Source organism: Bhargavaea cecembensis DSE10 (assembly GCF_000348905.1).
In the GTDB taxonomy this organism is placed as follows: Bacteria; Bacillota; Bacilli; order Bacillales_A; family Planococcaceae; genus Bhargavaea; species Bhargavaea cecembensis.
The window spans coordinates 122,905-149,043 of sequence record NZ_AOFT01000003.1 but is presented as its reverse complement, the minus strand read 5'-3'; the positions used below and the strand labels follow the sequence as shown (position 1 = coordinate 149,043).

General features: G+C 54.6%; 32 protein-coding genes. 21 read left to right on the top strand and 11 right to left on the bottom strand.

Translation table 11 applies throughout. From position 1 onward, the window contains the following. Window positions 1–133: 133 nt before the first annotated feature. Both C772_RS04240 and C772_RS04235 read left to right on the top strand, forming a co-directional pair. Window positions 134–466 (top strand): hypothetical protein, encoded by a 333-nt coding sequence (locus C772_RS04240; protein WP_035001380.1) that lies wholly within the window; start codon window positions 134–136, stop codon window positions 464–466. 120 nt (window positions 467–586) lie between these two features. Then, a complete protein-coding gene (locus C772_RS04235) occupies window positions 587–1,345 on the top strand; it encodes a M28 family metallopeptidase (RefSeq protein ID WP_008297686.1) in 759 nt (252 codons plus the stop codon). A 260-nt stretch (window positions 1,346–1,605) separates the two neighbouring features. Here the strand turns inward: C772_RS04235 and C772_RS04230 are convergent, their stop codons facing one another. Beyond that, window positions 1,606–1,983: a VOC family protein gene (locus tag C772_RS04230; RefSeq protein WP_008297685.1), complete on the bottom strand. Its 378-nt coding sequence runs from the start codon at window positions 1,981–1,983 to the stop codon at window positions 1,606–1,608. Window positions 1,984–2,139: 156 nt separating this feature from the next. Between C772_RS04230 and C772_RS04225 the strand changes: the two genes are divergently transcribed. After that, window positions 2,140–2,598: an SRPBCC family protein gene (locus C772_RS04225; protein ID WP_008297683.1), complete on the top strand. Its 459-nt coding sequence runs from the start codon at window positions 2,140–2,142 to the stop codon at window positions 2,596–2,598. Window positions 2,599–2,616: 18 nt separating this feature from the next. Further along, a complete protein-coding gene (locus C772_RS04220; protein WP_008297680.1) occupies window positions 2,617–3,012 on the top strand; it encodes a VOC family protein in 396 nt (131 codons plus the stop codon). 79 nt (window positions 3,013–3,091) lie between these two features. On the opposite strand, the gene C772_RS04215 is transcribed toward C772_RS04220, so the two are convergent. Then, the gene (locus tag C772_RS04215; RefSeq protein WP_008297679.1) at window positions 3,092–4,018 is read right to left on the bottom strand and encodes a DUF5655 domain-containing protein; all 927 of its coding nucleotides are present in this window, start codon (window positions 4,016–4,018) and stop codon (window positions 3,092–3,094) included. A 297-nt stretch (window positions 4,019–4,315) separates the two neighbouring features. Between C772_RS04215 and C772_RS04210 the strand changes: the two genes are divergently transcribed. Together C772_RS04210 and C772_RS04205 are read left to right on the top strand one after the other, a co-directional pair. Beyond that, window positions 4,316–4,642 (top strand): nucleoside triphosphate pyrophosphohydrolase, encoded by a 327-nt coding sequence (locus tag C772_RS04210; RefSeq protein ID WP_008297678.1) that lies wholly within the window; start codon window positions 4,316–4,318, stop codon window positions 4,640–4,642. Beyond that, entirely contained in the window at window positions 4,635–7,073 is a 2,439-nt protein-coding gene (locus tag C772_RS04205; protein WP_008297676.1) for a DEAD/DEAH box helicase family protein, read from the top strand. The genes C772_RS04210 and C772_RS04205 overlap by 8 nt, the downstream gene beginning before the upstream one ends. Before the next feature lie 31 nt (window positions 7,074–7,104). Here C772_RS04205 and C772_RS04200 read toward each other — a convergent pair whose 3' ends face one another. Beyond that, the gene (locus C772_RS04200) at window positions 7,105–7,617 is read right to left on the bottom strand and encodes a hypothetical protein (protein WP_008297675.1); all 513 of its coding nucleotides are present in this window, start codon (window positions 7,615–7,617) and stop codon (window positions 7,105–7,107) included. 239 nt (window positions 7,618–7,856) lie between these two features. Here C772_RS04200 and C772_RS04195 point away from each other — a divergent pair, with 239 nt between their 5' ends. Further along, the gene (locus C772_RS04195; RefSeq protein ID WP_008297674.1) at window positions 7,857–8,045 is read left to right on the top strand and encodes a hypothetical protein; all 189 of its coding nucleotides are present in this window, start codon (window positions 7,857–7,859) and stop codon (window positions 8,043–8,045) included. An 83-nt stretch (window positions 8,046–8,128) separates the two neighbouring features. On the opposite strand, the gene C772_RS04190 is transcribed toward C772_RS04195, so the two are convergent. Continuing rightward, entirely contained in the window at window positions 8,129–10,240 is a 2,112-nt protein-coding gene (locus tag C772_RS04190) for a catalase (protein ID WP_008297673.1), read from the bottom strand. Between the two features lie 186 nt (window positions 10,241–10,426). Here C772_RS04190 and C772_RS04185 point away from each other — a divergent pair, with 186 nt between their 5' ends. The 6 genes from C772_RS04185 (at window position 10,427) to C772_RS04160 (ending at window position 16,332) form a co-directional block, all read left to right on the top strand. Continuing rightward, on the top strand, window positions 10,427–11,692 hold the full coding sequence (locus tag C772_RS04185; protein WP_008297672.1) for a flavin-dependent oxidoreductase: 1,266 nt from the start codon (window positions 10,427–10,429) through the stop codon (window positions 11,690–11,692). After that, on the top strand, window positions 11,685–11,978 hold the full coding sequence (locus C772_RS04180) for a Dabb family protein (RefSeq protein WP_035001375.1): 294 nt from the start codon (window positions 11,685–11,687) through the stop codon (window positions 11,976–11,978). Before C772_RS04185 ends, C772_RS04180 begins: the two co-directional genes overlap by 8 nt. A gap of 36 nt (window positions 11,979–12,014) precedes the next feature. Continuing rightward, window positions 12,015–12,320 (top strand): monooxygenase, encoded by a 306-nt coding sequence (locus C772_RS04175; protein ID WP_008297668.1) that lies wholly within the window; start codon window positions 12,015–12,017, stop codon window positions 12,318–12,320. Between the two features lie 135 nt (window positions 12,321–12,455). Beyond that, entirely contained in the window at window positions 12,456–14,015 is a 1,560-nt protein-coding gene (locus C772_RS04170) for a spore germination protein (RefSeq protein ID WP_008297667.1), read from the top strand. Continuing rightward, entirely contained in the window at window positions 14,012–15,103 is a 1,092-nt protein-coding gene (locus C772_RS04165; protein ID WP_008297665.1) for a GerAB/ArcD/ProY family transporter, read from the top strand. Before C772_RS04170 ends, C772_RS04165 begins: the two co-directional genes overlap by 4 nt. After that, window positions 15,100–16,332: a Ger(x)C family spore germination protein gene (locus tag C772_RS04160; protein ID WP_008297663.1), complete on the top strand. Its 1,233-nt coding sequence runs from the start codon at window positions 15,100–15,102 to the stop codon at window positions 16,330–16,332. Before C772_RS04165 ends, C772_RS04160 begins: the two co-directional genes overlap by 4 nt. 98 nt (window positions 16,333–16,430) lie before the next feature. Here C772_RS04160 and C772_RS04155 read toward each other — a convergent pair whose 3' ends face one another. The 4 genes from C772_RS04155 to C772_RS04140 all read right to left on the bottom strand — a co-directional run bounded on the left by C772_RS04155 (window position 16,431) and on the right by C772_RS04140 (window position 19,695). Then, complete coding sequence (locus C772_RS04155; protein WP_008297662.1) at window positions 16,431–16,634, bottom strand: alpha/beta-type small acid-soluble spore protein; 204 nt, start codon at window positions 16,632–16,634, stop codon at window positions 16,431–16,433. Between the two features lie 73 nt (window positions 16,635–16,707). Beyond that, entirely contained in the window at window positions 16,708–17,634 is a 927-nt protein-coding gene (locus tag C772_RS04150; RefSeq protein WP_008297660.1) for a DsbA family protein, read from the bottom strand. Next, on the bottom strand, window positions 17,634–17,975 hold the full coding sequence (locus C772_RS04145) for a winged helix-turn-helix transcriptional regulator (protein WP_008297659.1): 342 nt from the start codon (window positions 17,973–17,975) through the stop codon (window positions 17,634–17,636). The genes C772_RS04150 and C772_RS04145 overlap by 1 nt, the downstream gene beginning before the upstream one ends. Before the next feature lie 253 nt (window positions 17,976–18,228). Next, window positions 18,229–19,695 carry a SulP family inorganic anion transporter gene (locus C772_RS04140; protein WP_008297655.1) on the bottom strand — a complete coding sequence of 489 codons (1,467 nt, stop codon included), beginning with the start codon at window positions 19,693–19,695 and terminating at the stop codon, window positions 18,229–18,231. Window positions 19,696–19,818: 123 nt separating this feature from the next. On the opposite strand from C772_RS04140, the gene C772_RS04135 reads away from it, so the two are divergent. From C772_RS04135 to fosB, 8 genes are all read left to right on the top strand, one after another. Next, window positions 19,819–20,373, top strand: a complete 555-nt coding sequence (locus C772_RS04135; protein ID WP_008297653.1) for a recombinase family protein — start codon at window positions 19,819–19,821, stop codon at window positions 20,371–20,373. 193 nt (window positions 20,374–20,566) lie between these two features. After that, window positions 20,567–20,875, top strand: a complete 309-nt coding sequence (locus C772_RS04130) for an ArsR/SmtB family transcription factor (protein ID WP_008297652.1) — start codon at window positions 20,567–20,569, stop codon at window positions 20,873–20,875. Between the two features lie 25 nt (window positions 20,876–20,900). After that, window positions 20,901–21,323 carry an arsenate reductase (thioredoxin) gene (arsC, locus tag C772_RS04125; protein WP_008297651.1) on the top strand — a complete coding sequence of 141 codons (423 nt, stop codon included), beginning with the start codon at window positions 20,901–20,903 and terminating at the stop codon, window positions 21,321–21,323. Then, window positions 21,320–21,601 carry a hypothetical protein gene (locus tag C772_RS04120; RefSeq protein ID WP_008297650.1) on the top strand — a complete coding sequence of 94 codons (282 nt, stop codon included), beginning with the start codon at window positions 21,320–21,322 and terminating at the stop codon, window positions 21,599–21,601. Before arsC ends, C772_RS04120 begins: the two co-directional genes overlap by 4 nt. After that, window positions 21,601–21,819, top strand: a complete 219-nt coding sequence (locus tag C772_RS04115) for a hypothetical protein (protein WP_008297649.1) — start codon at window positions 21,601–21,603, stop codon at window positions 21,817–21,819. Before C772_RS04120 ends, C772_RS04115 begins: the two co-directional genes overlap by 1 nt. Before the next feature lie 4 nt (window positions 21,820–21,823). Further along, a complete protein-coding gene (locus C772_RS04110) occupies window positions 21,824–23,116 on the top strand; it encodes an FAD-dependent oxidoreductase (protein ID WP_008297648.1) in 1,293 nt (430 codons plus the stop codon). 13 nt (window positions 23,117–23,129) lie between these two features. After that, entirely contained in the window at window positions 23,130–23,603 is a 474-nt protein-coding gene (locus tag C772_RS04105; RefSeq protein ID WP_008297647.1) for a GNAT family N-acetyltransferase, read from the top strand. 186 nt (window positions 23,604–23,789) lie between these two features. Next, entirely contained in the window at window positions 23,790–24,212 is a 423-nt protein-coding gene (fosB, locus tag C772_RS04100) for a metallothiol transferase FosB (RefSeq protein ID WP_008297646.1), read from the top strand. Between the two features lie 44 nt (window positions 24,213–24,256). On the opposite strand, the gene C772_RS04095 is transcribed toward fosB, so the two are convergent. The 3 genes from C772_RS04095 to queF all read right to left on the bottom strand — a co-directional run bounded on the left by C772_RS04095 (window position 24,257) and on the right by queF (window position 26,079). Next, window positions 24,257–24,793, bottom strand: coding sequence for a VUT family protein (locus tag C772_RS04095; RefSeq protein WP_008297644.1), 537 nt, complete (start codon window positions 24,791–24,793; stop codon window positions 24,257–24,259). After that, entirely contained in the window at window positions 24,790–25,491 is a 702-nt protein-coding gene (gene queC, locus C772_RS04090) for a 7-cyano-7-deazaguanine synthase QueC (protein WP_008297642.1), read from the bottom strand. The genes C772_RS04095 and queC overlap by 4 nt, the downstream gene beginning before the upstream one ends. 87 nt (window positions 25,492–25,578) lie before the next feature. Beyond that, the gene (gene queF, locus C772_RS04085) at window positions 25,579–26,079 is read right to left on the bottom strand and encodes a preQ(1) synthase (RefSeq protein WP_008297641.1); all 501 of its coding nucleotides are present in this window, start codon (window positions 26,077–26,079) and stop codon (window positions 25,579–25,581) included. Window positions 26,080–26,139: the final 60 nt, after the last annotated feature.

Sequence of the window (26,139 nt, the reverse complement as noted above, 5' to 3'; positions counted from 1 at the left end):
CTATCAAGAGTAACTGTCTTCATTGTAGATCGGCTGTCGTAGGCTGTGTGTATCGAGAAGGGTTAACGCTATTTATGTAGAAGGTATTTTGCAAAAGAAGGTGAGATGAAAAGATTCATTAGAGGGGGATATCATGCAGCCTATTAAAGAAAGAATAATGGATCATCTGAACACTTTGTCGTGTGAGATAGGGTGTCGTCCAGTCGGAACAGAAGCGAATCACTCTGCATCAGTTTATATTGAAAATGTGTTTAGGAAATCCGGTTTAGACATAGAAATACAAGAGTTTGATGTTCCCGTTTGGCAACTGGATGAAGCGTTTATAGAGTTTAATGGTGAAAGACTGGAGGCAAAAGCGAATAGCTTTTCACAAGCCTGTGAGGTTTCGGGTGATATCATACCATTTTGTACGTTGGAAGAACTGGCTGCTTCACCTGATTTAGAAGGGAAAATAGTCTTTCTATAAGGAGAATTATCGAAGGAGAATTACATTCCGAAAGGTTTTACAATTTATAATCCAGACTACCATCAAAAAACGATTCAACTCCTTGAAGACAAAAATCCATCGGTAATCGTATTTGTACGAATGGAAACAGAAAAAAATCTGCCGATCATCAACGACTGGGACTTTTCTGTTCCCTCATTGACGGTAACCCCGGAAATAGGCTTGAAGATCTTGAACAATTATTTGTCCTCATCGGCAATCTGCACCATAAAGAGTCATCGTGAGAAAGGAAGTACAAAAAATATAATTGGGAGAATGAAGAGGACTCAGAAAGAGAAGATCATACTTGCTGCACATTATGATACGGTATTTGGAACGGATGGAGCATTTGACAATGCTTCAGGGGTTGCTGTTCTCCTCACTTTAGCAGAGGAATTATCCAACAGAAATGATTGGAAGAGCGGATTCGAATTTATCGCATTCAGTTCTGAAGAATACCTTGGCCTTGGAGACGAATATTATCTAAAAGAACATAAAAGAAATCTCCAAAAGGCGATGTTCGCTATGAATTTTGACGGGGTAGGACAAACACTTGGGACAAACACGATCACACTTATGTCTGGTTCTAATGAGTTAGAAAAATGCTTAAAAGAAATCAAAAAGGGGTTCCCTTCATTTCAATGGACAAGCCCTTGGTACGAAAGCAATCATTATACTTTTTTCTCAAATGGTGTTCCAAGTATTCCTTTCAGTTCCAATGGTGTTTCTGATTTATTACATACAAAAGATGATACGATCCAATGGCTTAGTATAGAGAAATTATATGAAGCCTACTCAATCGCTTTTGAGATTATAACCAGTCTGCAAGGTAAAACAAGTAAGTGGACAAGGGAGTCCTAGGGAAAGCGTTTTCGATCGGAATTCCGCTTTTCCGACTCGAGCTGTGTTTCGCCGCATTTGTCGGCCAACAATAGCCATTGTAACTCTGCTGATTTTATTGCTGTTTTACACGTCGAAATAACATAAAAACATGATGCATCAACAAAAATAACCTCCGAAAGCAATGCTGGTTTGGAGGTTACTTACGGGTTAAAAAACTTCTTTTGTACGACTGAACTGAACGGGTTACGTTTCGAAGGGACTTCTTTATTCGTTAGTAATCACTTTTTCTCCATGACGGCAAAATAGTTGTCTTCATTGTCGGCGAAGTTAAAGACCCTGCCGGACGGCATTTCAACAATTTCCCCGACGGTCGTCTTATCCTTCAGGTCACTGTGTAATTGGTCGAGATTGTCCGTGAAGAACATCAGGGAAGGCGTGTCCAGGTTTAAGCCGGGTGACATCTTGGAAATGAACTCCTTATCGTGGAGAATGATGCTCGTTTCTGCGTCTTTGGTTGGCGCGATTTCAATCCATCTCAAGCCCTGCTGGTTGTCTTCTTCCGCAATCATGGCAAACCCGAGTTGCTCTGTCCAGAATTTCACCGACTCGCCTTGGTCATTGACATACAGCATGATCTGGCCGACTTTACTGATCATCAATCATTCACCCCTTAAGTAGGAAGACTGTGGATGACATTCTGGATTGGAAAGTAAAATTCCTTCTTATTAATCTTCCTCATACTGAAAGGGCTTCACCGGCAGGAAGTAGAATTGGTTACCAGGTAAGGACTGGCTTGGACAGGAGGGACTGCGTTGAGTATTGAGTTCGAAGTGGAACGGGACTTCCGTGTGCCGAAGGAGCGTCTGTATGACGCGCTGCTCGACCTGGAGGCCGCGGAGCATTGGATGCAGGGATTGGTCGGAATCGAGCGGAAGGACGCCGGACCGATGCGTGAAGGCAGCACGTGGATCGAGACGAGGAAAATGTACGGGTCAAAGGCGTCCGAGCATTTCGAAGTCGTGGAACTCGTGCCCAACGAAAAGATCGTGATCAGGGTCGACGGGACAAAAGGCACGACGGGGAAGGGCGAGTACCTATTCACGTATCGGATTGCCGGGACAGGCGGGAAGTCCAACGTCCGCCTGCACGGCGAGATCGGAGGGCTCACCGGCCTGACAAAGCTGTTCGGCAAGATGATGGCCGGCCCATTCAAGAAAGCCACCGCGAAAGATCTGGATGCACTAAAGGATTACCTGGAATCCAATCAGTGATAGGAAGGGGAATGCAGGATGGGGAAAGTCGTACACTTTGAGATCCACGTCGATGACATGGAGCGCGCGAAGAAGTTTTACGGGGAAGTATTCGGCTGGATATTCGAGGACTGGAGCGAATACGCCGGCATGCCGTACTTCGGTGCTGTTACCGGAGACAAGGATGAAATGGGCATCGACGGAGCCCTCATGCAGCGCCAGAGCCCGCCTCCATCCGCGGGCCAGCCGCTCAACGGATTCGCCTGCACGATGGGCGTCGAAAACTACGACGCCACTGAAGAGAAGATCCTCGCAAGCGGCGGCACCATCGCCCTCCCGAAATACGCCCTCCCCGGCATGGCCTGGCAAGGCTACTACACCGATCCGGAAGGCAACCTCTTCGGGGTCCATCAGTCCGATGAGAATGCGAAATAAATACAATGAAACCGCCGAGGGGATCGGCGGTTTTTCTGATATAAGTCATCATGAATTATAGTCTTTACTTCGAATTTAGTTAGCTAACATCGTATGCCATATCTATAAGTCGTTTAGCCTTTTCAATATCCTCATCGTCAGAGATAACGACTTCCAAATCACCTGTACCGTAATGCCCAATATTTGTTACATCACGGGTAAAGCCTTCTTCTAACGTAATAGTATCGGGCTTAACCTTTAAATAAAGTAGAATCTTTGCTGAATGAGGATGAATTTCTACACAAGCAAAGTTCTTGATGCGTTTAAAAGCAATATAATGTTTAAGAATTTTAATTTGTACATCATCGCCTAGTGCCAGCATATATGCTTTTATCGTTTCAAATCTATCACTTAATTCCATGTTAGCTTGCTCCAAATAATCAGACACTGTTTTTACTCTTGTACTTCGGTTAGTTGTGCTTGTTGCCTTATTAACCTCTTCACTTATATGAACTGTTTGTGCAGTTGTAGCATTCACGAGATCAAGTAAAATAAAGCCATCGTTGTAGTGCTTGTATTGGTAAAGCTCAATGTTTCTGTTTATCTGTTGCACAGCGTGTTCATCGTATTTAGTAAAGCCGCCAGCAATACAAAGTAGACGAGGACTGCTCCAATCAATAGAATCTGCAACGGCATCCCCGTACTTACGTAAAGTCATAAGTTCAAATTCAGCTTTGTGATCAAGCAACCAATCTAAATAGAAAAGTCCTTGATTTATTACGTTTTCATTAACCGAACGCTTGTATTCAATAATTACTGGTGAATGATTTTCATCTATGCCAAGAGTATCTATACGTCCAGCATGACGTTTTCCCGTACTATATTCAGAAGCTAAAAAACGTACACCTAGGAATGTTTCAAGATGCCGTTCAATTAAATGCTGTAATGATTTCTCTACCGCGACTGATTGTCCTTCTAACTCATCTACGGATTCCCCGTTAAACCTAAACAATTTAATATCTCCCAAAATAAAACACTCCCTATGGGATAGATTATAGCATTATCAATTTGCGATTATAACTTGAGTGCTGGCATTAAACTATAAATTCTATTTGAGAGAAGAGCTTATTATTTTGCTATTGAGCATTTGCTCCCCCGCCTATATAAGATAGATAATTTATAGACACAAAACATTAAGAGGAAGTCGTTGTTTTTAATGTTGGGGCGTATGAATACAGAAGGTACAAGGCCTTTTTCCGGTCCCGTTCATGAAAACCCTCTATAATGGAAGAAAAGCACCAAATGATGTGAGGAGGAACCAAACATGCCCATTCACAACAAACTCGTACGTGACCGAATTCCGGATATCATCGAACTGGCAGGGAAAGAATCAAAAACACGAATATTGAACGACGACGAATACATGCAGGAACTCAGGAAGAAACTCGGCGAAGAATACGAGGAATACCTCGCAGCTGAGAATGCCGTCGCAGCCGTCGAGGAGCTCGCGGACATGCTCGAACTCATCTACGCAACCGCCGCAGCACACGGCGCTACCCCCCACCAACTGGACATGATCCGTGAGGAAAAGGCCAAGAAGCGGGGCGCGTTTGATGAGAAGATCTTTCTGATCGAGGTCGTTGATGACTAACCTGCAACTCATCACGTCCGAGCTCATCCGGCATCTTGAAAGGCTTTCAGGTAATGCCAAGGAAATTCATTGGATGACCGCCTTCACCATGAAGTCGGGCGTCCAGAAGGTTTTGCCGTTTCTGAAGGCTGCTTCAAATCAGGGGTCTTCAATTAAACTTCTGACGGGTGATTATTTGTACATCACTCAGCCGGAGGCATTGGAACTATTGCTAAAGGAACTCCCTGAAGCAGAGATCAGGCTATGGAAGAGTGGCGGAGCCAGCTTTCATCCGAAGGCCTATTTGTTCCGCGGGACAGAGAATCAACATCATCTGATCGTCGGCTCTTCGAATCTGTCGAAGTCTGCGCTGACTTCAGGGGTCGAGTGGAATCTGCTTGCCCCTTCACAAGCGGATGACCAGGCGTTCGAAGAGGCGGAAGATCAGTTTCTGAAGCTGTTTTATCATGACTCTACAATCTCGCTTAACCCAGAGACCCTCGCGGAGTACAAGCAGAACCACCGGGAAGCCAATCGCCAGCGGCCATTCAGTATGGCTTGGTCAGCGGAAGAAGAGACCGAGATGATGCTCGGACCGGGTGAAGCGCAGGAGATCGCGGAAGGCGGCGTTGACTATGAAACAAAGTCTGCCTCCGCCGAACCGCTGCAGCCCCGTCCCGCTCAGCAGATGGCACTGGATGCGCTAGAAGCGACGATGGACGAGGAGTATGACCGGGCAATGGTCGTGCTCGCGACCGGACTCGGCAAGACGTACCTTGCCGCATTCTTTGCCAGGAAGTTTAAAAGAGTTCTTTTCATTGCGCACAGGGAAGAGATTCTCAGGCAGGCCAAGCAGTCATTTATGCATGTGCATTCGGAAAAGACGGCAGGTTTCTTCAATGCTGCAGTAAAAGAGACGGAAGCGGACTTTGTCTTCGCTTCCGTCTATACGCTCGGCAGCCGCCATAACATGGAGCGGTTCAGCCCGGATGACTTTGATCTAATTGTCGTAGATGAGTTCCATCATGCCGCAGCGCCTACATACGAACGTGTAATCGAGTACTTCCGTCCGAAGTTCCTGCTTGGCATTACAGCCACGCCGGACCGGATGGACAACAAGGACGTCTATGCGATCTGCGGCGGTAATGTTGCTATCTCGATTCACTTCCTGGAGGCGATCGAGCGCGGATGGCTCTCGCCGTTCCGGTATTACGGCGTCTACGATGACACCGACTACTCGCAGATTACCTGGCGGGGGACCCGTTATGACGAAGAGGAATTGCTCGCGATGCATCTCCGGGAAGACTTTGCGCAAAAGATCTTCGAAGGATACATGGAGCACAGGCAGACCCGGACGATTGTGTTCTGCTCATCTGTCCGCCAGGCCACTTTCATGAATGACTATTTTCGCAGGCAGGGAATCCGCTCGATGGTACTGCACGGGACGACGCCTGCAGAAGAGCGGCGAAAAGCAACCGCCCGGCTTGAATCCGGTGAACTAGAAGCCATCTTTACCGTTGATCTATTCAATGAGGGCGTCGACATACCGAAGGTGGATACACTGCTCTTTATCCGCCCAACCGAATCGCTCACGATTTACACCCAACAGATCGGTCGCGGGCTGCGGCTGGCTGACGGGAAGTCGCATTGCACCATCATCGATTTTATCGGCAACTACCGGAACGCGGATGTGAAACTCACGGTCTTTGATGAAACAGGAGAGTACGGAGAAAAACGTGGCCGCTTTGCCGAACCCGCCGTGCCGGAAGTCTGTGAGTTCAATCTGGATTTACAGGTCATCAACCTCTTAAAGGAAATGGCACGAAAACGCGCGCCCCGGAAGGATGCGCTCATTGCAGCCTACTTTGATCTGAAACGGGAGCTCGGCAGGCGACCGGAATACCTGGATTTTCACCTGCTGGCAGATGCCGACTCTAAGGCCGTCAAGCAGGAATTCGGAAGCTACTTCGGCATGTTGGCCCATGCCCGAGAGTTGAGGGAAGAGGAACTCCAAGTCTGGGAGACGTATAAGGACTGGTTCATAGAAGTAGAGAAAACGGGTATGAACAAAAGCTACAAAATGGTCGTTCTGCTCTATATGCTCTCAAGAGGACCAGAGAATTGGACAGACCCAATTACACCTCAAGAAGCCGCACCCTTCTTCCACCGATACCTGACCGAGAAGGAGTACCGGAGAAGGGCAGACCTGAGCGATAAAACAGGCAGACGGCTCATCGAGTATGACGAGAAGAGAACGGCCGATCTGATAGCGAAAATGCCGATGACGAAGTGGAGCGGGAGTGAAAAGGAAGGAAAGGTTCTGTTCGAGGAGAATCGATTCTCGGTACAACTGCCGCAGCCTTCCGGAGAACAAACAGTTCTCCTCCATGGATGGACCGCTCAGATCGCGGATTATCGGCTACATGAGTATTTTGAGCGAAAGACAAGATAAAGCGGGTGTCCAACAATTTGGATGCCCGCTTTTAATCGATTTCCGGCCGTATTCCCCAAGCATCCACAATGCTCGAATAGAAAAAGAGAGGGTTCTTTGAGTTGGGATGATACGTAGAGTTCTGGAGCAAGGTCTCTCTGATTTCATTCGTTGTATCCTTGCCCGGCACATAGAGCCTCGGATAGTCTAGCATCAGGTGTTGCCTGATTTCCTCGACCGTGGCAAGTCCGCCGCGGTGCTTGAGAATTTCGATCAGGATGCGGAGCGGCAGTTCGTCGGGCCAGATACTCCAGAGGCCTGAGCCGATTCCTTTGGGTGCATAGAAGAGGTCATAGCTGTCCCATCTGAACGTGCCCCTGAAGATCTCGCAGTCGCTTGAATGGCGGTAGATTATGTTGCGGATGATGGCCTCCTCGTCCTGATAGTGCCGGATGGCCGGTTCGTGGTTGCGGACATATGTATAGATGTCATCCAGGTGGCAGATGGGGCCATTTGTACGTATGGCATCTTGGATGGCTGTCAGGATGGCTTGCTGGTTCGACATTCGAGTTCCTCCTTTCCTATAAAGGAAATTCTGCTTGAACGTTATTTCCATTATATCTGAAATCTCCGAACGCTTCCTGGTCATGCAATCGTGTCACTGATATAGAGTGCCTGACTAGATAGAAACGATGAATATGTGGAGAATAAATGAAACGACTTTGCTTCAAGCCCATAAAGATAAAGAGTAGGATGGACCGCTTGGTCCGATTTTTTCATTCTAATCTTTAAGGGGGTGGGCAGGTGATTACCCGAAGGTTCTCACTCACGTATTTGTTGGTCTACTTTCTGGTCGCCAGTGCTTTTCAATACGTCAGGGAAGGCAGTGTCCGGTGGCTGGACAACTTGGGTATCATTCTGATCATGTTCATCCTGTTTATGCTCCTCGGATGGACCAAAACCAAGAAGCAGAGGGAAACAAACGTCTCGTGAAGTTCACATAGTACCTTGTTCCGGTAATCAATAAACGACAAAAGCGGCTCCCGCGCGAGGGGCCGCTTTTCATATACACACATTTAAGTCCTATTCCAGAACCTCATCGTCCCGATTGCCTTCACGAACTCTTCCTCGAAGTACTCGTTGTCCGCCGCGTAGACGACTCCGGCGAGGTTGTTCTGCGGGGTGGCCTGGACGTAGTGCTGGCCGGAGGTGGCGACGCCGATCGGTTTGAAGTGGGTGTAGGCGACGCGGACAAACTCGACGATGTCGCGGTCGAATTTCTCCTGGTTCCTGGCGCTGCCGCCGACGACGTAGAGCGAGTCGACGAGGTACGGGCTGTACGTGATGAACGTTTCGTCCACCTTGAGCGTCGAGCCGTCGGATGCCCGGACCGGGTTGAGGGTGTCGGAGATGATGGCGACAAAGACGCCGTTTTCCTTCAGAGTCGCCAAGGTCCGGCCGACTTCCTGGCTATCATAGCCATCGCCGATCAGGACGCCGACTTTCTGGGTGGCCGCGTATTTCGGTGTGCTGTACTGGCTCAGCGAGTTGTAGCGTTCCTCGGCGTCCACCTGGAAGTTGTTCGAGCGCCGGACGCCGATGTTGTCGGCGACGACGGCGGCCATGCCTTCGTCGACCTTGGCAAGGATATCGACGTTCTGTTCTCGGACGGAGACGTTCCGGCACCTGCCGAGCTGGTAGCTGAGCGCCTCAATCGTGTGCTGCTTCTCGATCGGGGTGAGGGAGTTCCAGAAGATCCTCGGCTGAGAGAACCAGTCATTGAACGACTCGCTCCGCTGGCGGATCTTGTGGCCCTCGACCCACTGCGGATAGTATTCGTAGCCGCCTTGCTCGACCGGAACGGTGTACGGGGTGTTGTCGGCAAGCGAGTTCTGGTGGTAGTTCACCTGGTCGGTGTCGATCCTGTAGCGCATGTAGCCGCGCCGGGTGTTGTTCGTGAACGGACAGAGCGGCCTGTTGATCGGGAGGTCCTGGAAGTTGTTGCTGCCGAGCCGGTGGTACTGGGTGTCCTGGTAGGCCATGAGGCGTCCCTGCAGGACCGGGTCGTTCGAGAAGTCGATGCCCGGCACGACGTTCCCCGGATTGAAGGCGACCTGCTCGGACTCGGCGTGCTCGTTCGAGATGTTGCGGTTCAGCGTCATCTTGCCGATCAGCTTGACCGGAACGATTTCCTCCGGCCAGAACTTCGCCGGGTCGAGCACGTCGAAGTCGAATTTGAACTCGTCTTCCATCGAGATCAGCTGGACGCCGAGCTCGTACTCCGGATAGTAGCCTTTGTCGATCGCTTCGCGGAGGTCGCGGCGGTGGAAGTCCGGGTCGATCCCGCCGATCTTGATCGCCTCGTCCTGAAGCAGCGAGTGGACGCCGAGCACCGGCTTCCAGACAAAGCGGACGAATGTCGCGACGCCTTCCGCGTTCACGAACAGGTACGTGTTGATCGACCACGACTCCATCATCCGGTAGCTGCGGAGGATGCCGCGGTCGGACATGACCCAGAGTGTCATGTGGAGGGCTTCCTGGTTGTTCGCGACATAGTCCCAGAACCGGTCGTGGGCGCCGGTTGCGGTCGGGATGCCGTCATCCGACTTGGCCTGGTAGGCGTGGATCACATCCGGGAACTTCATCGCGTCCTGATTGATCAAGACCGGCATCGCGATCGTCGTCAGGTCATAGTTGCCTTCCTCGGTGTAGAACTTCACGCCCTTGCATCGGAGGTCGCGCGCGGTGTCGTACGATCCACGCGGCCCCTGCACGGTGGAGAACCGGACGAACGTCGGTGTCTTCTTGCCGGGCTTCTGGAGGAACCCGGCCTTCGTGAACTCGGCCATCGACTCATAGCACTCGAACTCGCCGTACGCCCCGTAGCCCCGCGCGTGGACGACCCGCTCCGGAATCTCCTCCCGCAGGAAGTGGCTCATCTTCTCGAAAAACTGATAGTCCTGACGGAGCGCCGGGCCGCGGACACCTGCCTTCAGCTGCTCGGAGTCTCCGGCCCGCTTCACGGAGCCGTTCGTCGTCATCGGGTTGCCGGTATTCTTGATGCGGTACTCGTCTAGCTGCTCCTGCTTGGGATTGTCGGGACCTTCGAAACCTTCCAGGCCTTTGTAGTCATCACTGCCTTCGCCGCCTTGGCCTTCGTTTTCCGGCCCTGGTGGAAACCGATTCATGTCATCACCCGTCCTTTCTTTTCCATTCCATTCGCCTGTAAATGTATGCGTAAGGGAAGGGGAACATTCCCTTCGTGGGAAGGCTTTCCAATCCATTGGCGAACAATTCAGGAAAAACGGGCACCCGGGGATGTATAATGAAGTCGGGGGAAATCAAACCAGCAAGACGTCAGGAGAGATCAGATTATGACGAATGTGAAAACAGCCATCATCGCCGGCGGAGGCATAGGCGGGCTCGTCACCGCGCTCCAGCTGCACCGTGCCGGTGTGGACGTGAAGGTATTTGAGAGCGTCTCGGAGATCCGCGCGCTCGGTGTCGGCATCAACCTGCTGCCGCACGCGGTACGCGTGCTGACCGAGCTCGGTCTTGAAGAAAAGCTGGAAGAAACAGGCCTGCCGACGAGGGAACTGATTTATGTGAACAAATTCGGAAGCCGGATCTGGCAGGAAGACCGGGGAAAGCATGCAGGCTACGAGTGGTCGCAGTACTCGATCCACCGCGGGCGCCTTCAGATGCTGCTCCTGGACGCAGTGAAAAAGCGTCTCGGGGAGGAAGCGGTGCGGACCGGGCACCATCTCGGGTCGTTCGAAGAAACGGCGGACGGCGTCACCGCAAGGTTTGTGGACAAGAAGACGGGAGAGCCGCTCGGGGAGCATTCCGCAGATGTGCTCATCGCGGCGGACGGCATCCATTCCGTCGTGCGCCGGCATTTCTATCCGGACGAGGGGCTGCCGAAGTACGGCAAGCGGATCCTCTGGCGTGCCGTGACGGAAGGCGAGCCGTATTTGAGCGGCCGGTCGATGATCATGGCGGGACACCAGAACCAGAAGTTCGTTGCTTACCCGATCGGGCCGGAAGAAGAGGGGCGTGGCCGCTCGCTCATCAACTGGATCGCCGAGCTCTGGGTGGACGACATGCCGGAGCCTGCGGATTGGAACAAGTCGATCGACAGAGAAAAGTTCGCATCCGCATTTGCCGATTGGGACTTTGGCTGGCTGAATGTGCCAAAACTGATCGAAGGGGCGGAGGCCGTCTATGAGTTTCCGATGGTCGACCGCGACCCGCTCCCGCAGTGGTCGTTCGGGCGAGTGACGCTTCTCGGCGATGCGGCGCATCCGATGTACCCGATCGGCTCAAACGGGGCGTCACAGGCGATCCTCGATTCCGAAGCGCTCCGCATCGCGATCGAGGAACAGCCGGACGCGGAGTCCGCACTGAAAGCGTATGAGTCCGTGCGGCTCGCGCCGACTGCGCAGATTGTCCGGACGAACCGGCAGAACGGTCCGGAAGTCGTCATGCAGATGGCCGAGGAACGGGCGCCTGAAGGGTTCGACCGGATTGAAGACGTCATCCCGCGCGAAGAACTCGTGGCGGTGGCCGACCGGTACAAGCAGATCGCCGGCTTTGACAAGGAATCGCTAAACCGGAAAGCGGTTGGCGTCCGTGATTGAGCACATCGCGCTCCTGAAATTCTCTCCGGAAACGACACGGGAACAAAAGGACGAACTGATCCGCCGGACACTCGGACTAAAGGGCAAAGTTCCGGGTATCGTGGACATCCGGCAGGGGATGAACTTCTCCGACCGCAGCAAAGGCTATGAGATGGGACTTACCGTCCGCTTCAGAGACCGCGCCGCGCTCGACGCATACGGCACCCATCCTGACCACCTGGAAATCGTGGCGTACTTAAAGGAAATCGGAATCGAAGACAGCATCTTTGTCGATTTTGAATGTTGAACCTATGTAGATGCTAATAAAAAGGAGGAGTTTTACATGCCAGTACTGCTTCAAGTCGATTTCAAATCCGAAGGGCCATTCGGCCAGGAAATGTCCGAAGCCTACGCGGACCTCGCGAAAAGCATCAACGGCGAACCGGGCTTCCTCTGGAAGATCTGGACGGAAAACGAGGAAACCCAAGAAGCCGGCGGCATCTACCTGTTCGACACCAGACAGCACGCCGAAGACTACCTCACGATGCACACCGCCCGCCTGGAAAGTTTCGGCATCACCGGCATCCGCGGCCGCATCTTCGACGTGAACGGCCCGCTGACAGAGATGACATCGGGGCCGGTTAAATAATAGAACAGTCATGGGTGATTCCGGCAGTTTGCCGGGGTCACTTTTTTTATCCGAAACTCTAAGAACATGGTTAACTCAAAGAATTTCAGTCCATCCTTCTTCTATGAATCCATCCCTTTGAGGGAGGTGCAGAAGATGAGTGATTTCCTGAAGCGGCTGTTCAGCGGGAATTCGGCTGAGGACAAGTCGTCCTTGGGCAAGGTGCCGGACGACCCGTTTTCGGAACGGCTTGACGACAATGTAAAGCAACTGGAGGAACTGTTCCTCTATCCCACCAACGATACCCTGAAAGTCAGGGCGCTGAATATACCATCCATCAACCGCAGCGCGAAGGTGCTGTTTATCGCGGGCGCCGCAGACACGGACATGATCAACGACCATATCATCCGGCCGCTCCTGGCTTCCCAGCCGGCCGAAGAGGGGAACGAGCCGTCGGTCGACGGCATCAAAGACAATATCCTGACAGTCTCGGGCAGCGAAACGATCGCCGACTTCCGTGAAGCGGTCCGGAGGCTGATCAATGGGAACACCGTGATCCTGATCGACGGCGAGAAAACCGCCATTGCGGCAGATACCGCCGGATTCGAGACTCGCTCCGTTGCCGAGCCGACAAGGGAAATCGTCATCAAAGGGCCCAACCACGCCTTTGTTGAAGCGGTCGACGTCAATAAATCACTCATCCGCAGGCAGCTGAAGGACCACCGGCTCGTGTCGGAGACGGTGTCCGTCGGGAACGAATCCCCGCAAAATGTATCGGTCCTGTATCTGGATAACATCGCCGACAAGGCACTGGTCCGGAACGTCAAGGACCGTTTGGAAAAAGTGGACAAGGACGCCATCCTGACGCTAGCCGCCCTTGAAGAACTGATTGAGGAGCGGCCTTATTCGCTGTTCCCGTCGACGATGACGACGGAGCGTCCGGACAGGGCCAGTTCGTTCCTGCTGGAAGGGCATGTCGTGCTCCTCATGGACAATTCGCCCGATGCACTGATCGCACCGATCACGTTCTGGTCGCTGTTTCATACGGCGGAGGATCAGTTCCTCCGCTGGGCATACGGAAACTTTGCGCGGATCATGCGCCTGATCGCCCTGTTCATCGCCCTGTTGGTGCCTGCTGCTTATCTGGCCGTCATCACGTTCCACCCGGAGATGATCCCGACCGACCTGCTGCTCGCCATTGCCGGGACGCGGGAACGGGTCCCGTTCCCTTCCTTATTGGAATTGCTGCTGCTGGAAATCACGTTTGAGATTTTGAGGGAAGCGGGGGTCCGGGTGCCGACTCCGCTCGGGACAACGATCGGGATCGTCGGCGCACTGATTCTCGGCCAGGCTGCCGTGCAGGCCAATCTCGTCAGTCCTTTGCTGGTCGTTGTGATTGCGATCACCGGCCTGTCGAACTTCGCACTTCCCGAGGTGGGCCTCAGTGTCATGGTACGTATCCTGCGTTTTGGCTTTCTGATCGCAGCCCATCTGCTGGGGTTTGTCGGCATCGCCCTGGCCTTTGCGGCCCTGCTGGCTTATGCCGCGTCGATCAAGTCGTTCGGCGTGCCGTTCTTCTCGCCGCTTTCCCCGCATTTTCCGTCTTCCCGGGATCTGTTTATGCGTCCCGTCTTGAGGAAACAGCAGCTCCGTCCCCAGTCCATGAGTCCGCAGGAAGACCAGCGGGCTGAACCGGAAGGAGGGGGCGGCTCATGATCCGGGTATCGGACGGGAAGATCGGAGCCAGGGAATTTTTCGCCATCCTGTACGCGATGATGGCGATCCGCATCACCAATTCCACGCCCAACCTGCTGCTGGACGCGGGCCTCACGGCGGCCTGGGCAATGCCCTTGCTATCGGCGGCATTTCTTTTCGGGCCTTTGCTCCTGCTGCTCCCGCTTCTGAAAAAATACAATGCCGGGCTGCTCGGGCTGCTTGATACCCTGACCGGGAACACGGTGGGGCGGCTGATCACGTTCGCCATGTTCGTGGCCATCTTTTCCTCGACCTCGCTCAATAGCCGCAACTATGCCGACATCGTCACCACGATGTATTATTCGGAGACTTCCGTTCTACTGATCTTGGTGGTGCTGATCCTGGGCGCGTCGTTCTATATCGCCCACAGGGGACTTGAGGCGATCGGCAGGACGGCCCTGCTGGTCGTTCCCGTCTTCCTGCTGACTTCGGTCCTGCTCGTCATTGGCGTGGCAGAGCAGCTGAACATCTTATACGTGTTCCCGATTGCCGGATCGGGTCCCGTGGAATTGGTCAAGAACAGTGCAGCATACAGCGCATTCTACGGGGACATCATTCTCGTCGCCATTTTATATGCCCATGTGAGGACCCATAACGCATTCCGGAAAGCGGCGATATGGGGCCTATGGGTGCCTGCGGTGAAGATGGCGGTGTTTCTCGCCGTCTACGTGATGATGTTCGACTATCCGGCCGTGATGAACATCGCATTTCCGTACCATCATCTGACGCGGATGGCGATGCTCGGCTCTCTGGCCAACCATGTGGAGGCGCTTTTCCTGGCTCTCTGGTTTGTCGGGGCGGCGCTCCACTTTGGCATTTATCTGTACCTTTCCGCTTATCTGCTCGGCAAAGTGGTCAACTACAAGCAGTTCGAGCACCTCATCTTGCCGCTCGCGGGTACCGCCGTCGTGCTCGGCATGATTCCGGATAATCATCTTCAGGGAGAGCTTTGGAGGATGCTCCTTCTCGAGGTCAGCTCGGGGATGTTCCTGCTGCTGCCCGTGCTGTTATGGACGTTGGACCGGTTCAGAAAGAAGGCGAAGCAATGACGAGGATCGGATGGAAACTCGGGATTCTGCTGGCGGTTTTGTTCCTGGCGGGTTGCGGGGAGCGGCTGGAACTGGAGCAGCAGGCGTTCGTCGTCGCGATCGGCCTGGACAAGGGGGAGAAGGGGAATCTCATCAAAGTGACTTTCCAGATCTCCAACCCGCAGGTCAATACGTCACAGGCGGCTGAATCGCAGACGGAACCGCCGGCGGACATCGTCACGATCACCGCACCCGATCTGCTGGCAGCCAAGGAACTGGCGCAGTCCTCCCTTTCCAGGAAGATCACCTTCAGCCATCTGGAGACGATCATCATCGGTGAGGAGCTTGCGAAAGATGAACTGTTCAACAACGTGATCGGCTCAGCCATCATCGATCCTGAAATGAGGCGGGAAGCGATGATGATCATCTCGAAAGAACCGGCCCAGGACTTTATCCATGCAAACAAGCCGACGATGGAAACGCGTCCGCACAAATATTATGCGTTCATGGAAGGGAACTGGGAGCATACCGGCTACGTGCCGCTTTCCAATCTGAACACCTTCTATCAGAGGACGGATGACGAACTGTTTCTGGCGGCATATGCGTCAGCCCAATCGGAGCCCGAGGAACATGAGGATGATGACACGTATCTGGCAGGCGAGGTGCCGCAGGCTTCCGGAGACCCTGTCCAGATGATCGGCTCGGCCATTTTGCAGCGGGGCCGGATGGTCGGAACCTTGAACGGGGAAGAGACCCGGTTTTCGCTGCTGCTCAGAAGAAAGAACCTGATCGAGTCCATGACTGCCAGCTTTCCCGACCCCACCAAAGAGGAATACCGGCTTTCCGTTGTATTCAGCAGAACGGAAAACTCCAAGATCCGCATCGATACGGACCGGTCTCCGGCCAAGATCGATGTGACCGTTCCGCTGAAAATGCGCATCAACTCCAATCTCTCCCTTCAGGATTTTACACAGAACAAGGATCAGCAGAAAAAACTGGTCAAATCCGTCGAAGAGCGATTGGAGAAAAAGTCTGATGAGCTGATCGAGAAACTGCAGGAAGAATATAAGGGAGAGCCGTTTGTCTGGTACGCCGCCGCCCGGAAAAACTTCTGGACGATGAAACAGTTTGAAGATTACGGCTGGGACCGGCAATTTGCCGAAGCCGATGTCGACATCAACTTTGTCATTGAAATCGAAAGCTTCGGCGAACAGATCCGTCCGCCGACCCTGGAAAAAGACGAAGGCTGATAGGAACAATAAAAACAGAACCGCCGGAAGGGTTGAAGGCCCTCCGGCGGTTCTTTTGCATGGCGGATTGGGATACGGACATACTGAGTCCGGGCGGGTTATTGGCCGCCGTTTTTCATTTGCTGCTGGGCTTGGGCGATCAGGCGCTTAGTGATTTCTCCGCCGACGGAACCGTTGGCACGCGCTGTCGAGTTTTCACCCAGTTGTACGCCGAATTCACGTGCGATTTCTTCCTTCATCTGGTCGAGTGCCTGGCGTACGCCCGGTACAACGAGTTTGTTGGAATTGTTGTTGTTTGGCATGTCGTTTCGCCTCCTTTGTGCAGTTAGAATAACCGCTGGAGACGGAACGATTCGATGTGATATTTTCCAGTGCTTACTTCTGCAGGAAACTCGTTTCGCCGAGCACGTCTTCCGTTTCGAACGAACCGTCCTGAAGCTCACGGGCGACGAAGGTTTCCACTTCTTCTTGAGGAATTCCGTAGAGCACTTCGATCTCTTTGGAGAAGAGCCGCTTTTCTTTCCCCAAAACGTCCCGGAGTTTTGGTGTGTCCGCGGCGACCGGCTCGCCTTTAGTGAGGACCTGCTTTAAGGCTTCCTCGTACGCCTCGAGCGGGCGGGCGCCGACGATTTTCACGCCCTGCTGTTCTTTGTTGACGAGGACGATTGTCGGGAAGCCGCGGGCTCCAAGGCTTGCGGTCGTGCGGAAGTCTTCTTCGAGCAGCTGCTGGGCTTCCGGTGTTTCGGATTCTTTCACAATCGCGTCTCCGTCGAGTCCGAGGCCGTCGACGATTTCCTTCAAGACGCCGGCGTCTGAAATGTTGCGGTTAAAGGCGAACAGCTCCTCGCGGGCGCGGCGCAGGAAAACGGGTGCGAGAGAAGGATCGGTTTTTTGAACGACCTTGAACACGCGGGACGGGATAAACGACGAGGTGACGGGATCCGTGTGCCAGAGCGTGCCGTCGATCGGCATCCGGCTGTGCTCGCCGACTTCGCGCCAGTGCGACGCGACGTCCTGCGGCCCTGAAATGCCGTTGGCGCGGTCGGCGAATCCGTCCCATTTCTCGAGCAGGCCGCCCATGACCGTATGCACGTTCAGGTGGTCAGCGTAGCGTTCCGTGAATGCGCGGAACTGCGGTTCAAGCGCCCAGCAGTGCGAGCAGATCGGGTCAGTCACGTAATACAGGTCGACTTTTTCCTTCGGCTTGCTGAAGTCGAGCATCTGGAAGCCGGTCGTGTTTTCCTCTCCCGGCACGCCGCATACGCCGGTCTCCATGTCACAGATCAGATTGTTCTTGTTCATCATTCTTCCTCCTTTGTTTGGGTGAGTGGGACGTCGAGATTCTGTTGGGCCCATTCCTGGATGGGCTTCAGGCTTTCGGCCAGCGCCGCGCCTTTGTCGGTCAGGCGGTAGCGGATGCTGACAGCCGGCTCCTGGTGGACCGTCTTTTCGATGAGGCCGGCCTCCGCCAGTTCGGTGAGCTTGAGTGAAAGCGCACGGGGCGTCATGCCCGTGAGGTCTTGCTTCATCTCCGAGAAGTGGGCGGCATGGTTCTCGCGTGACCACAGGTAGTGGACCAGCTGCCCGTTCCACTTCTTGCCGAGGATCTGAAAGGCCGCTTCCATATAGGGACAGGTCTGCAAGGGCACGCCTCCTTTTGTGTGTTTGGGATGTTGTATACTTATTATATCAAGTATAAAAAATATATCAAGAGGTGTGATTGCGAAAGATCATTGTTGGTGTGGCGGGTGAGTTTGCACATTCGCCCCTTGAGACTGCACATTCACACCGCGAGACTGCACGTTCCTCTTGCGAAATTGCACGTTCACACCGCGAGATTGCACGTACACAACAAAAGAAGCATGCAGCCCGGCCCGGCTGCATGCTGTTTAGCGCTTATTCGGTCGTGGCCGCGATGGCCGTTTCGTTTGTATAGACGGCCTGCCTGTCGATGATCCGCCGGCTGGAGGCGTTCAGGCCCTGGATGGTGACGTCGTTGCCGTTTTCCCTGAGCTTCAGGACCGCCTTGTCGATGGCGCCGACCGCCGAATCATCCCAGACATGGGAGTTGGTGAAGTCGATGCGGATCTCCCTGTCTTTGACTGTCAGGTCGATGCCGGCGAGAAAGTCTTCAACCGAGGCGAAGAACAGCTGGCCCTGGACGCTGTAGAGGATTCCGTCGTCCGTCAGCTTTTTCTCCACTTTGATCTTGGAAATCTTGACGACGAAGAAGATCGCGCTCAGGATGACGCCGGCGATGACACCTTTTGAGAGGTCATGTGTCGCGACGACGATTCCCATCGTGACGACCATGACAGCCGCGTCTGATTTAGGGGCTTTCCTGAGGTACGTGAACGAACCCCAGTCGAATGTGCCGATCGACACCATGATCATGATGCCGACCAGTACCGGCATCGGGATCTGGACGACGAGATCGCCGAGGACGATGATCAGGAACATGAGCAGGAGGCCTGCCGTCAGCGTGGACAGCCTGCCGCGTCCGCCGCTTTTCACGTTGATGACCGACTGGCCGATCATCGCGCAGCCCGCCATGCCGCCGAAGAATCCGTTGATGACGTTCGCGATGCCCTGGCCGCGCGCTTCTTTGTTTTTATTGCTTCCCGTATCGGTCATGTCGTCGACAATCTGAGAAGTGAGGAGCGACTCCAGGAGCCCGACGATCGCGAGGGCGAGCGAGTACGGGAAAATGATCGCGAGTGTCTCGAGGTTAAACGGAACGTTCGGGATCAGGAAGGACGGAAGCGTCTGTGAGATCGTGCCGAGGTCGCCGACCGTGCGCAACTCAAAGCCGGAGAAAATCGCCACCGCCGTCAGGACGACGATCGCAATCAGCGGAGCGGGAATCGCGCGGAAAAACCGCGGGACGATATAGACGATCGCGAGCGTGATCGCGACAAATACATAGGTCATGTTGCTGATGCCGAGGAAATGCGGAACCTGCGCCATGAAGATCAGGATCGCCAGCGAGTTGACGAAGCCGATCATGACGGCGCGCGGGATGAACTTCATCAGTTTCGCGATCTTCAGCACACCGAAGACAATCTGGATGACCCCGGTAAGGATCGTCGCGGCCAGCAGGTAGTCCAGCCCGTGCTCGCGGACGAGCGGCACCATGAGCAGCGCCATCGCACCAGTCGCCGCAGAAATCATGCCGGGACGGCCGCCGACAAAGGCGATGATGACCGCGATGCAGAAGGAGGCATATAAGCCGACCATCGGGTCTACGCCTGCTATGATGGAAAAGGCGATCGCTTCGGGGATGAGGGCAAGGGCGACGACGGTCCCTGCCAGGATATCCCCGCGGACGTTGCCGAACCATTCTTTCTTTAGAGTATCTATCAATCTGTACACCTCTTCATTTTATCTGACTGACATATTCTAACACCGAACGTTCCAAAAGGGAACCCTTTTGGACCTTGTTTTGGTCTATAATGGGATGAAGCTTTTCCGGAAAGGAAGTCTATCATGAACTACGCATATATCCGCTGCCTGCCGTCCGACCGTGACATGGCGGCGCAAAAGGAGACGCTCGGCACCCACCCGGTCGATGAATGGGTGAGGGAAGAAGAGTACCAGGAGAACGAGGCGCTGGATGCGCTGCTTGAACGGCTAGGGGCAGGGGACGTGGTCTACGTCCAATCGCTCGTCACGCTCGCCCACTCGCCGGCGCACCTCATGGCGATCCTCGAAAACGTCTCGGAGAAAAAAGCCGTGATCCGCTTCCACCGCGAAGAAATCGACTCCGACCAGCCGCTCTCGCTGAACCTGGAGCAGATGGTGCGCATGTTCACGGAGTTCCAGTCCGAGACGGTCAGCCTAGCGACCAAGACGGGCATCGACCGGGCTAGGGAAAAAGGCGTCTCCACCGGACGGCCCAGGAAAAAGGACAAAAACGTCCGGGAAGCGCTCCGGATGTACCGATCGAATCTGTACACACTGGCGGAAATCCGCGAGAAAACGAACATCTCGAAAACGACACTCTACCGTTATCTCGCGCAGGAAAAGAATGGGGACGAATGAGGAAAGCACGCGGACTGCCGCGTGCTTTTCGTTTTGGGGCAGGAGGGGCGGCGAAAGTACACAAACGGGCGATGAAAGTACACAATGGCTTGTTGAAAGTACACAACCTCAATATATAAGCATTTAATTATTTACAAGCGAATGCTGCACGTGTATTCTGAACATAAGCAAACGGTTATATAAGGAGGTCCACATGGATATTCAGCTGATGGAGAAGCAATTGAAGGCGCTTGCCGACTGCAACCGGCTAAAGGTGCTGTCCTGCCTGAAGAGCGGGGAAGTGTGCGTTTGTGACTTTGTCGATGTGCTCGGCATTTCCCAGCCGGCTGTCAGCCAGCATCTGCGCAAGCTGAAGGAAGCCGGCATTGTCACGGAGCGCAAACGGGGCACGTGGAAGCATTATCGGCTGGCGGAAGGGCTGACGCCGATTGTTCAGACAGTCATCGATGAGCTTGAAGCGACCGTGACCTGCGAGTGCGGCTCTGCTGAAGTTTCATGCTGAGCCGATATCTGAGGAGGAACTGACCATGAAGAAAAAATTGCTTTATTTCCTGTGCACGGGCAACTCGTGCCGCAGCCAGATTGCCGAAGGATTCGGCAAGAAGTACCTCGGAGAAGAATGGGAAGTGAAAAGCGCGGGTGTAGAAGCGCACGGGCTGAACCCGCGAGCGGTCAAGACGATGGCCGAAGCGGGAATCGATATCTCCGGACAGACTTCCGATATTCTCGACGAGGAAACGATGAACCGTGCGGACTTTATCGTGACGCTGTGCAGTGATGCCGCGGACCGCTGCCCGATGACGCCGCCGTCGATCCGCCGGGAGCACTGGGGCTTTGACGATCCGGCAAAAGCATCCGGTACGGAAGAAGAGATCATGGCGGAATTCCGCCGCGTGCGCGATGAGATCGGCGAACGCATCCGGAAGTTCGCGGAGGAGGAATCGAAATGAACGTCTCACCCGAAGGAAAAGCGTATTTGACAGAGGTACTGGCCACACAGCCGGACAAGACGATCCGGTTCTATGGCGTCCCGGGGTGCTGCGGCGTCAACATGGGCGCTGAGCTCGCGGTGCCTGCCGACGGAGATGAACAGGTGGAACTGGAAGGGATCCGGTTCGCCGTCGACCCGCAGGTGAAGCAGATGCTGGCGGACGTGACGGTCCATGCGGAAGAAAACGAAGGGGAGATGGGTCTGATGCTGATCGGCTATCAGCCCGGGAGCTGCTGATGGTCGTCAAGAATGCGGGTGCGCTGTCGCCCGACTACTTCCTGTCGTACCTGCGGCTTCTCCTGTCCACCCGGGCAGGCTCCCTGGAAGAAGCGAAAAAGCTGACCGAAGAACAGTTGTTCCGCGGCGACCTGAACCGCTACGGCGCCTATACGAAAGCGGCCTATGAAGAGGCCCTGAAACGAATCTGCAACGACCCTATCCAAGAAGAGGTGTAGACGTATGGAACTGAAAATCATCCAACCCGCTGCCTGCTGCGACCCGTCCACGGGATGCTGCGAGCCGGATCTGCCGGTCGCGATCATCGGAGCAGGCCCGATCGGCCTTGCGGCTGCCGCCCATCTGAAAGAGCGCAGCGTGCCATTCTTTATCCTGGAAAAAGGGAGCATTGCCGCAAATGTGCGCACGTGGGAGCACGTTACGCTGTTCTCGCCGTGGCGGTACAATGTCGACAAAGCGGCGGGACGGTTGCTTGAAAAAACAGGCTGGCAGAAGCCGGAACCGGAAAAGCTGCCGACCGGAGCGGAACTGATCGGGGAATACCTCGCGCCGCTCGCAGAGATGCTCGCGCCGGACATCCATGAACATCATGAAGTCGTCGCCATCACCCGCGATTCAATCGACCGCATGAAATCGGCCGGCCGCGCTTCGAAGCCATTCCTGATCTATGCGGAGACACCTGACGGCACGAAGGAAATGAAAGCCGGAGCGATAATCGACGCCACCGGTACCTGGGGCAATCCGAACCCTGCACTCAGCAGCGGCGTGTGGATAAAGGCCGAGAAGGAATTGGCGGACCTGATCGATTACGGAATCCCGGACGTTCGGGTGAATGAGGAACGGTATGCGGGCCGCCGCATCGCCGTGATCGGCGGTGGACATTCGGCGATCAATTCCCTGTTGAACCTGGCGGGTCTGAAAGAGAAGCATCCGGAAACATCGGTCACCTGGATTCTCCGCAAAAGTAGTGTGGAAGACGCGTTCGGCGGCGGACAAGATGACGAGCTGGAAGCCCGCGGAGAACTCGGCAACAGGATCGCCGGATACGTGCGGGACGGCCGTGTCGAAGTGGTCACGCCGTTCCGGATCACGGAAATCCGGGAAGCGGACGGCATTGTGTTATCATCCGGCGACAAGGACCTTGCTCCGTTTGACCGGCTGATCGTCAACACGGGAAGCCGTCCGGAATTCGGTTTCCACCGCGAGCTCCGGTTTGAAGCGGAAGCGATCACCGAGGCCGTGCCTGCACTTGCGCCGCTGATCGACCCGAACCTCCACAGCTGCGGGAGCGTCCCGGCGCACGGCGAGAAAGAGCTCCGCCAGCCGGAGGAAGGCTTCTACATCGTCGGCTCGAAATCGTACGGCCGCGCACCGACTTTCCTGATGGTGACCGGCTATGAGCAAGTTCGATCTGTTGCGGCTGCGCTTGCCGGAGATAGGGAAGCGGCGGATCATGTTCAGCTTGTCCTGCCAGAAACTGGCGTCTGCCACAGCGGTGCCGGCGGCTGCTGCTGAGGGGAGCGGGAGCATGATCCGGAAAATGACCTTTGAGGATCTAGACGAAGTGCTGGCGATTTACCAGGAAGGCATGGATACAGGCATCGCGACTTTCGAGACCCGGGTGCCTTCCAATGAAGGCTGGGATCGGAAGTTCCATCCCGAGCTCCGGTTCGTGTATGAAGATGGCGGAATTCTTGGGTGGGCGTCACTTACATCATTCTCTATGCGTGATGTGTACCGCGGTGTCGGTGAAGTGAGTGTGTACGTAAAGCGTGAGGCGGGCGGATCCGGAATCGGCACGCGTCTGTTGCGCCATCTCGAAGAAGAAGCGCACCGTGCCGGATATTGGACACTTCAGGCTGCCATCTTCGAAGAGAATGTAGCAAGCATCCGCCTGCACGGGAAGTGCGGATTCCGCATCGTCGGCGTGCGCGAGAAAATCGCGATGCGCGACGGCGTCTGGCACAATAATGTGCTCATGGAGAAACGGATTGTGGAATGAATGGAAGAAGCATGCCGCCCAGGGGGGCTGCATGCTTCTTTTTGGTCAGGCTGAAATTTGCGAGATTGCACAATCGTGTCTCGAGTTTTCACGTTGGCCTCGTCAGACGACACGTTCGAGATGTAAGATTGCACGTTCACACTGCGAGTTCACACATTCATAATGGAGACAAGGAGGGGAGCGAAGATGACGATCAAGGGGATCAATCATTTCTTATTTTCGGTGTCCGACCTGGAGCGGTCGATTAAGTTTTACAGCGATGTGTTCGGGGCGAAGCTTCTTGTGAAGGGAAAGAGCACCGCCTACTTTGTCCTGAACGGAATGTGGCTGGCGCTTAATGAGGAACCGGATATCCCGCGGAAGGAGATTCATGAGTCTTACACGCACATCGCCTTCACGGTCGACGAAGCCGATTTTGATGGACAGGTCGCCAGGCTCCGGGAGCTCGGCGTGAACATCCTGCAGGGCCGTGAACGGGATGAGCGAGACCGGAAGTCCGTTTACTTTACCGACCCGGACGGCCACAAGTTTGAGTTCCATACCGGAACGCTGGAAGACCGGCTGGAATATTACCGGCAAGAAAAGCCTCATATGACGTTTTATGAATGAAAATAAGCATGCAGCCCGGCCCGGGCGGCATGCTTCTTTTCAATTTAAGACTGGACGGGCACCGTACGGAAGCTGCGCATCTGGCCGAGAATCAGCGCGCCGACAGTCTGGACAGCGGATTTCGCGATCACCTGGCTGAGGATGGCGACGGGGACGGCTTCCCAAGGGATGAATCCGGCGCCGATCGGGCTCATGCCGACGATGACGAAGACAGCCGAGTCCAGGATGCCGCCGACGATACCGCTGTAGAACACGCGCCAGACGAACGATACTTTGAGGCGGCTGTAGATTTCCGTATCCGCCGACTCCGCGATGATGAACGCGAGCGCGGAAGCGGCGACGATTGCGAGCGTATCCCCGAGGATAAAGGAGACCGTTGCGGACAGGACAAGCGCGATCACAATAAACATGTAGGTCTTTTTGCGGCCGTACTTGTTCTGGACGAGGTCGCGGAAGATGAATGTCGCCCCGGCAAACAGGGTGCCGACCGGGATGATGAAGATCCCGAACTCAAGCGGCATGAGCGCGGCGGTGGCGACGTTGGCGATGACAATGGAAATCAGGTAAAGGAAGATTCTCATGGCAGCGCCACCTCCTCAGCCGATCCGCCATCGGGGAGGACGGTTCCGCCCTTCTTCCCAACGTAGGTTTCTAGGCCTTTCCTGCGCAGGCGGCACGCCGGGCACTCGCCGCAGCCGTCGGCCTGGATACCGTTGTAGCAGGTGAGCGTCTTCGTGCGGACGTAATCGAGCTTGCCGAGTTGGTCCGATAGTTCCCAGACCTGCGATTTGTCGAGCCACATGAGCGGCGTGTGAATGACGAACTGGCCGTCCATCGCGAGGTTGAGCGTGACGTTCAGCGATTTCACGAATGCGTCACGGCAGTCCGGGTAGCCGCTGAAGTCGGTCTCGGAGACGCCCGTCACGATATGCTTCGCGCCGATCTGGCGGGCGAGGATCCCTGCGAATGAAAAGAAAAGCAGATTCCGGCCCGGTACGAATGTGGACGGAAGCCCCCCGTCCTCGCCGTCCGCGACCTCGATCCCGGTGTCTGTCAGCGCATTCGGTGCGAGCTGGCCGATCAGCGACATATCAAGGATGTGATGCTTCACGCCGAGCTCTTCGGCGATGTCTTTCGCGCATTCCACTTCGAGGGCGTGGCGCTGGCCGTAGTCGAATGTCACGGCCTCCACTTCCGAGAAGTTTTCCATTGCCCAGAACAGGCAGGTCGTGCTGTCCTGGCCGCCGCTGAATACGACGACCGCTTTTTCTTGTTTCACGATGAATGGTCTCCTTTGGTTGGAAACAGCGGCACTGTTTCCCTTAGTTTTTTAGAGAAGGTCGCTAAGAACTTCTTCCGTGGCGGTTCAGCGGTTTGTGATTGTTTCCGGATTCATGTCGTGGTTCATCAGCCGGTAGCTGGCGATTTCCTCATACTTCGTTCCCGGGCGGCCGTAGTTGCACCACGGGTCGATCGAGATGCCGCCGCGCGGGGTGAACTTGCCCCACACCTCGATGTAGCGCGGGTCGAGCAGCTTGATGAGGTCGTTCATGATGATGTTCACGCAGTCCTCGTGGAAGTCACCGTGGTTGCGGAAGCTGAACAGGTACAGCTTCAGCGACTTGCTTTCGACGAGCTTCTTGTCCGGAATGAAGGAAATGTACATCGTCGCGAAATCGGGCTGTCCCGTGATCGGGCACAGGCTCGTGAACTCGGGGCAATTGAACTTCACGAAATAGTCGCGGTTCGTATGGAGATTATCCACCGACTCCAGCACTTCCGGCGCGTATTCGGTCGAGTATTGGGTATTCTGGTTTCCCAGCAGGGTCAGGTCGTTCAATCCTTGTTCTTGGCTTCTGCCAGACATCATAAAAGCCTCCTTGTGGTCATGCGCCCGGCATGCACAAGAGAGGCTTGGTGAGTCCCA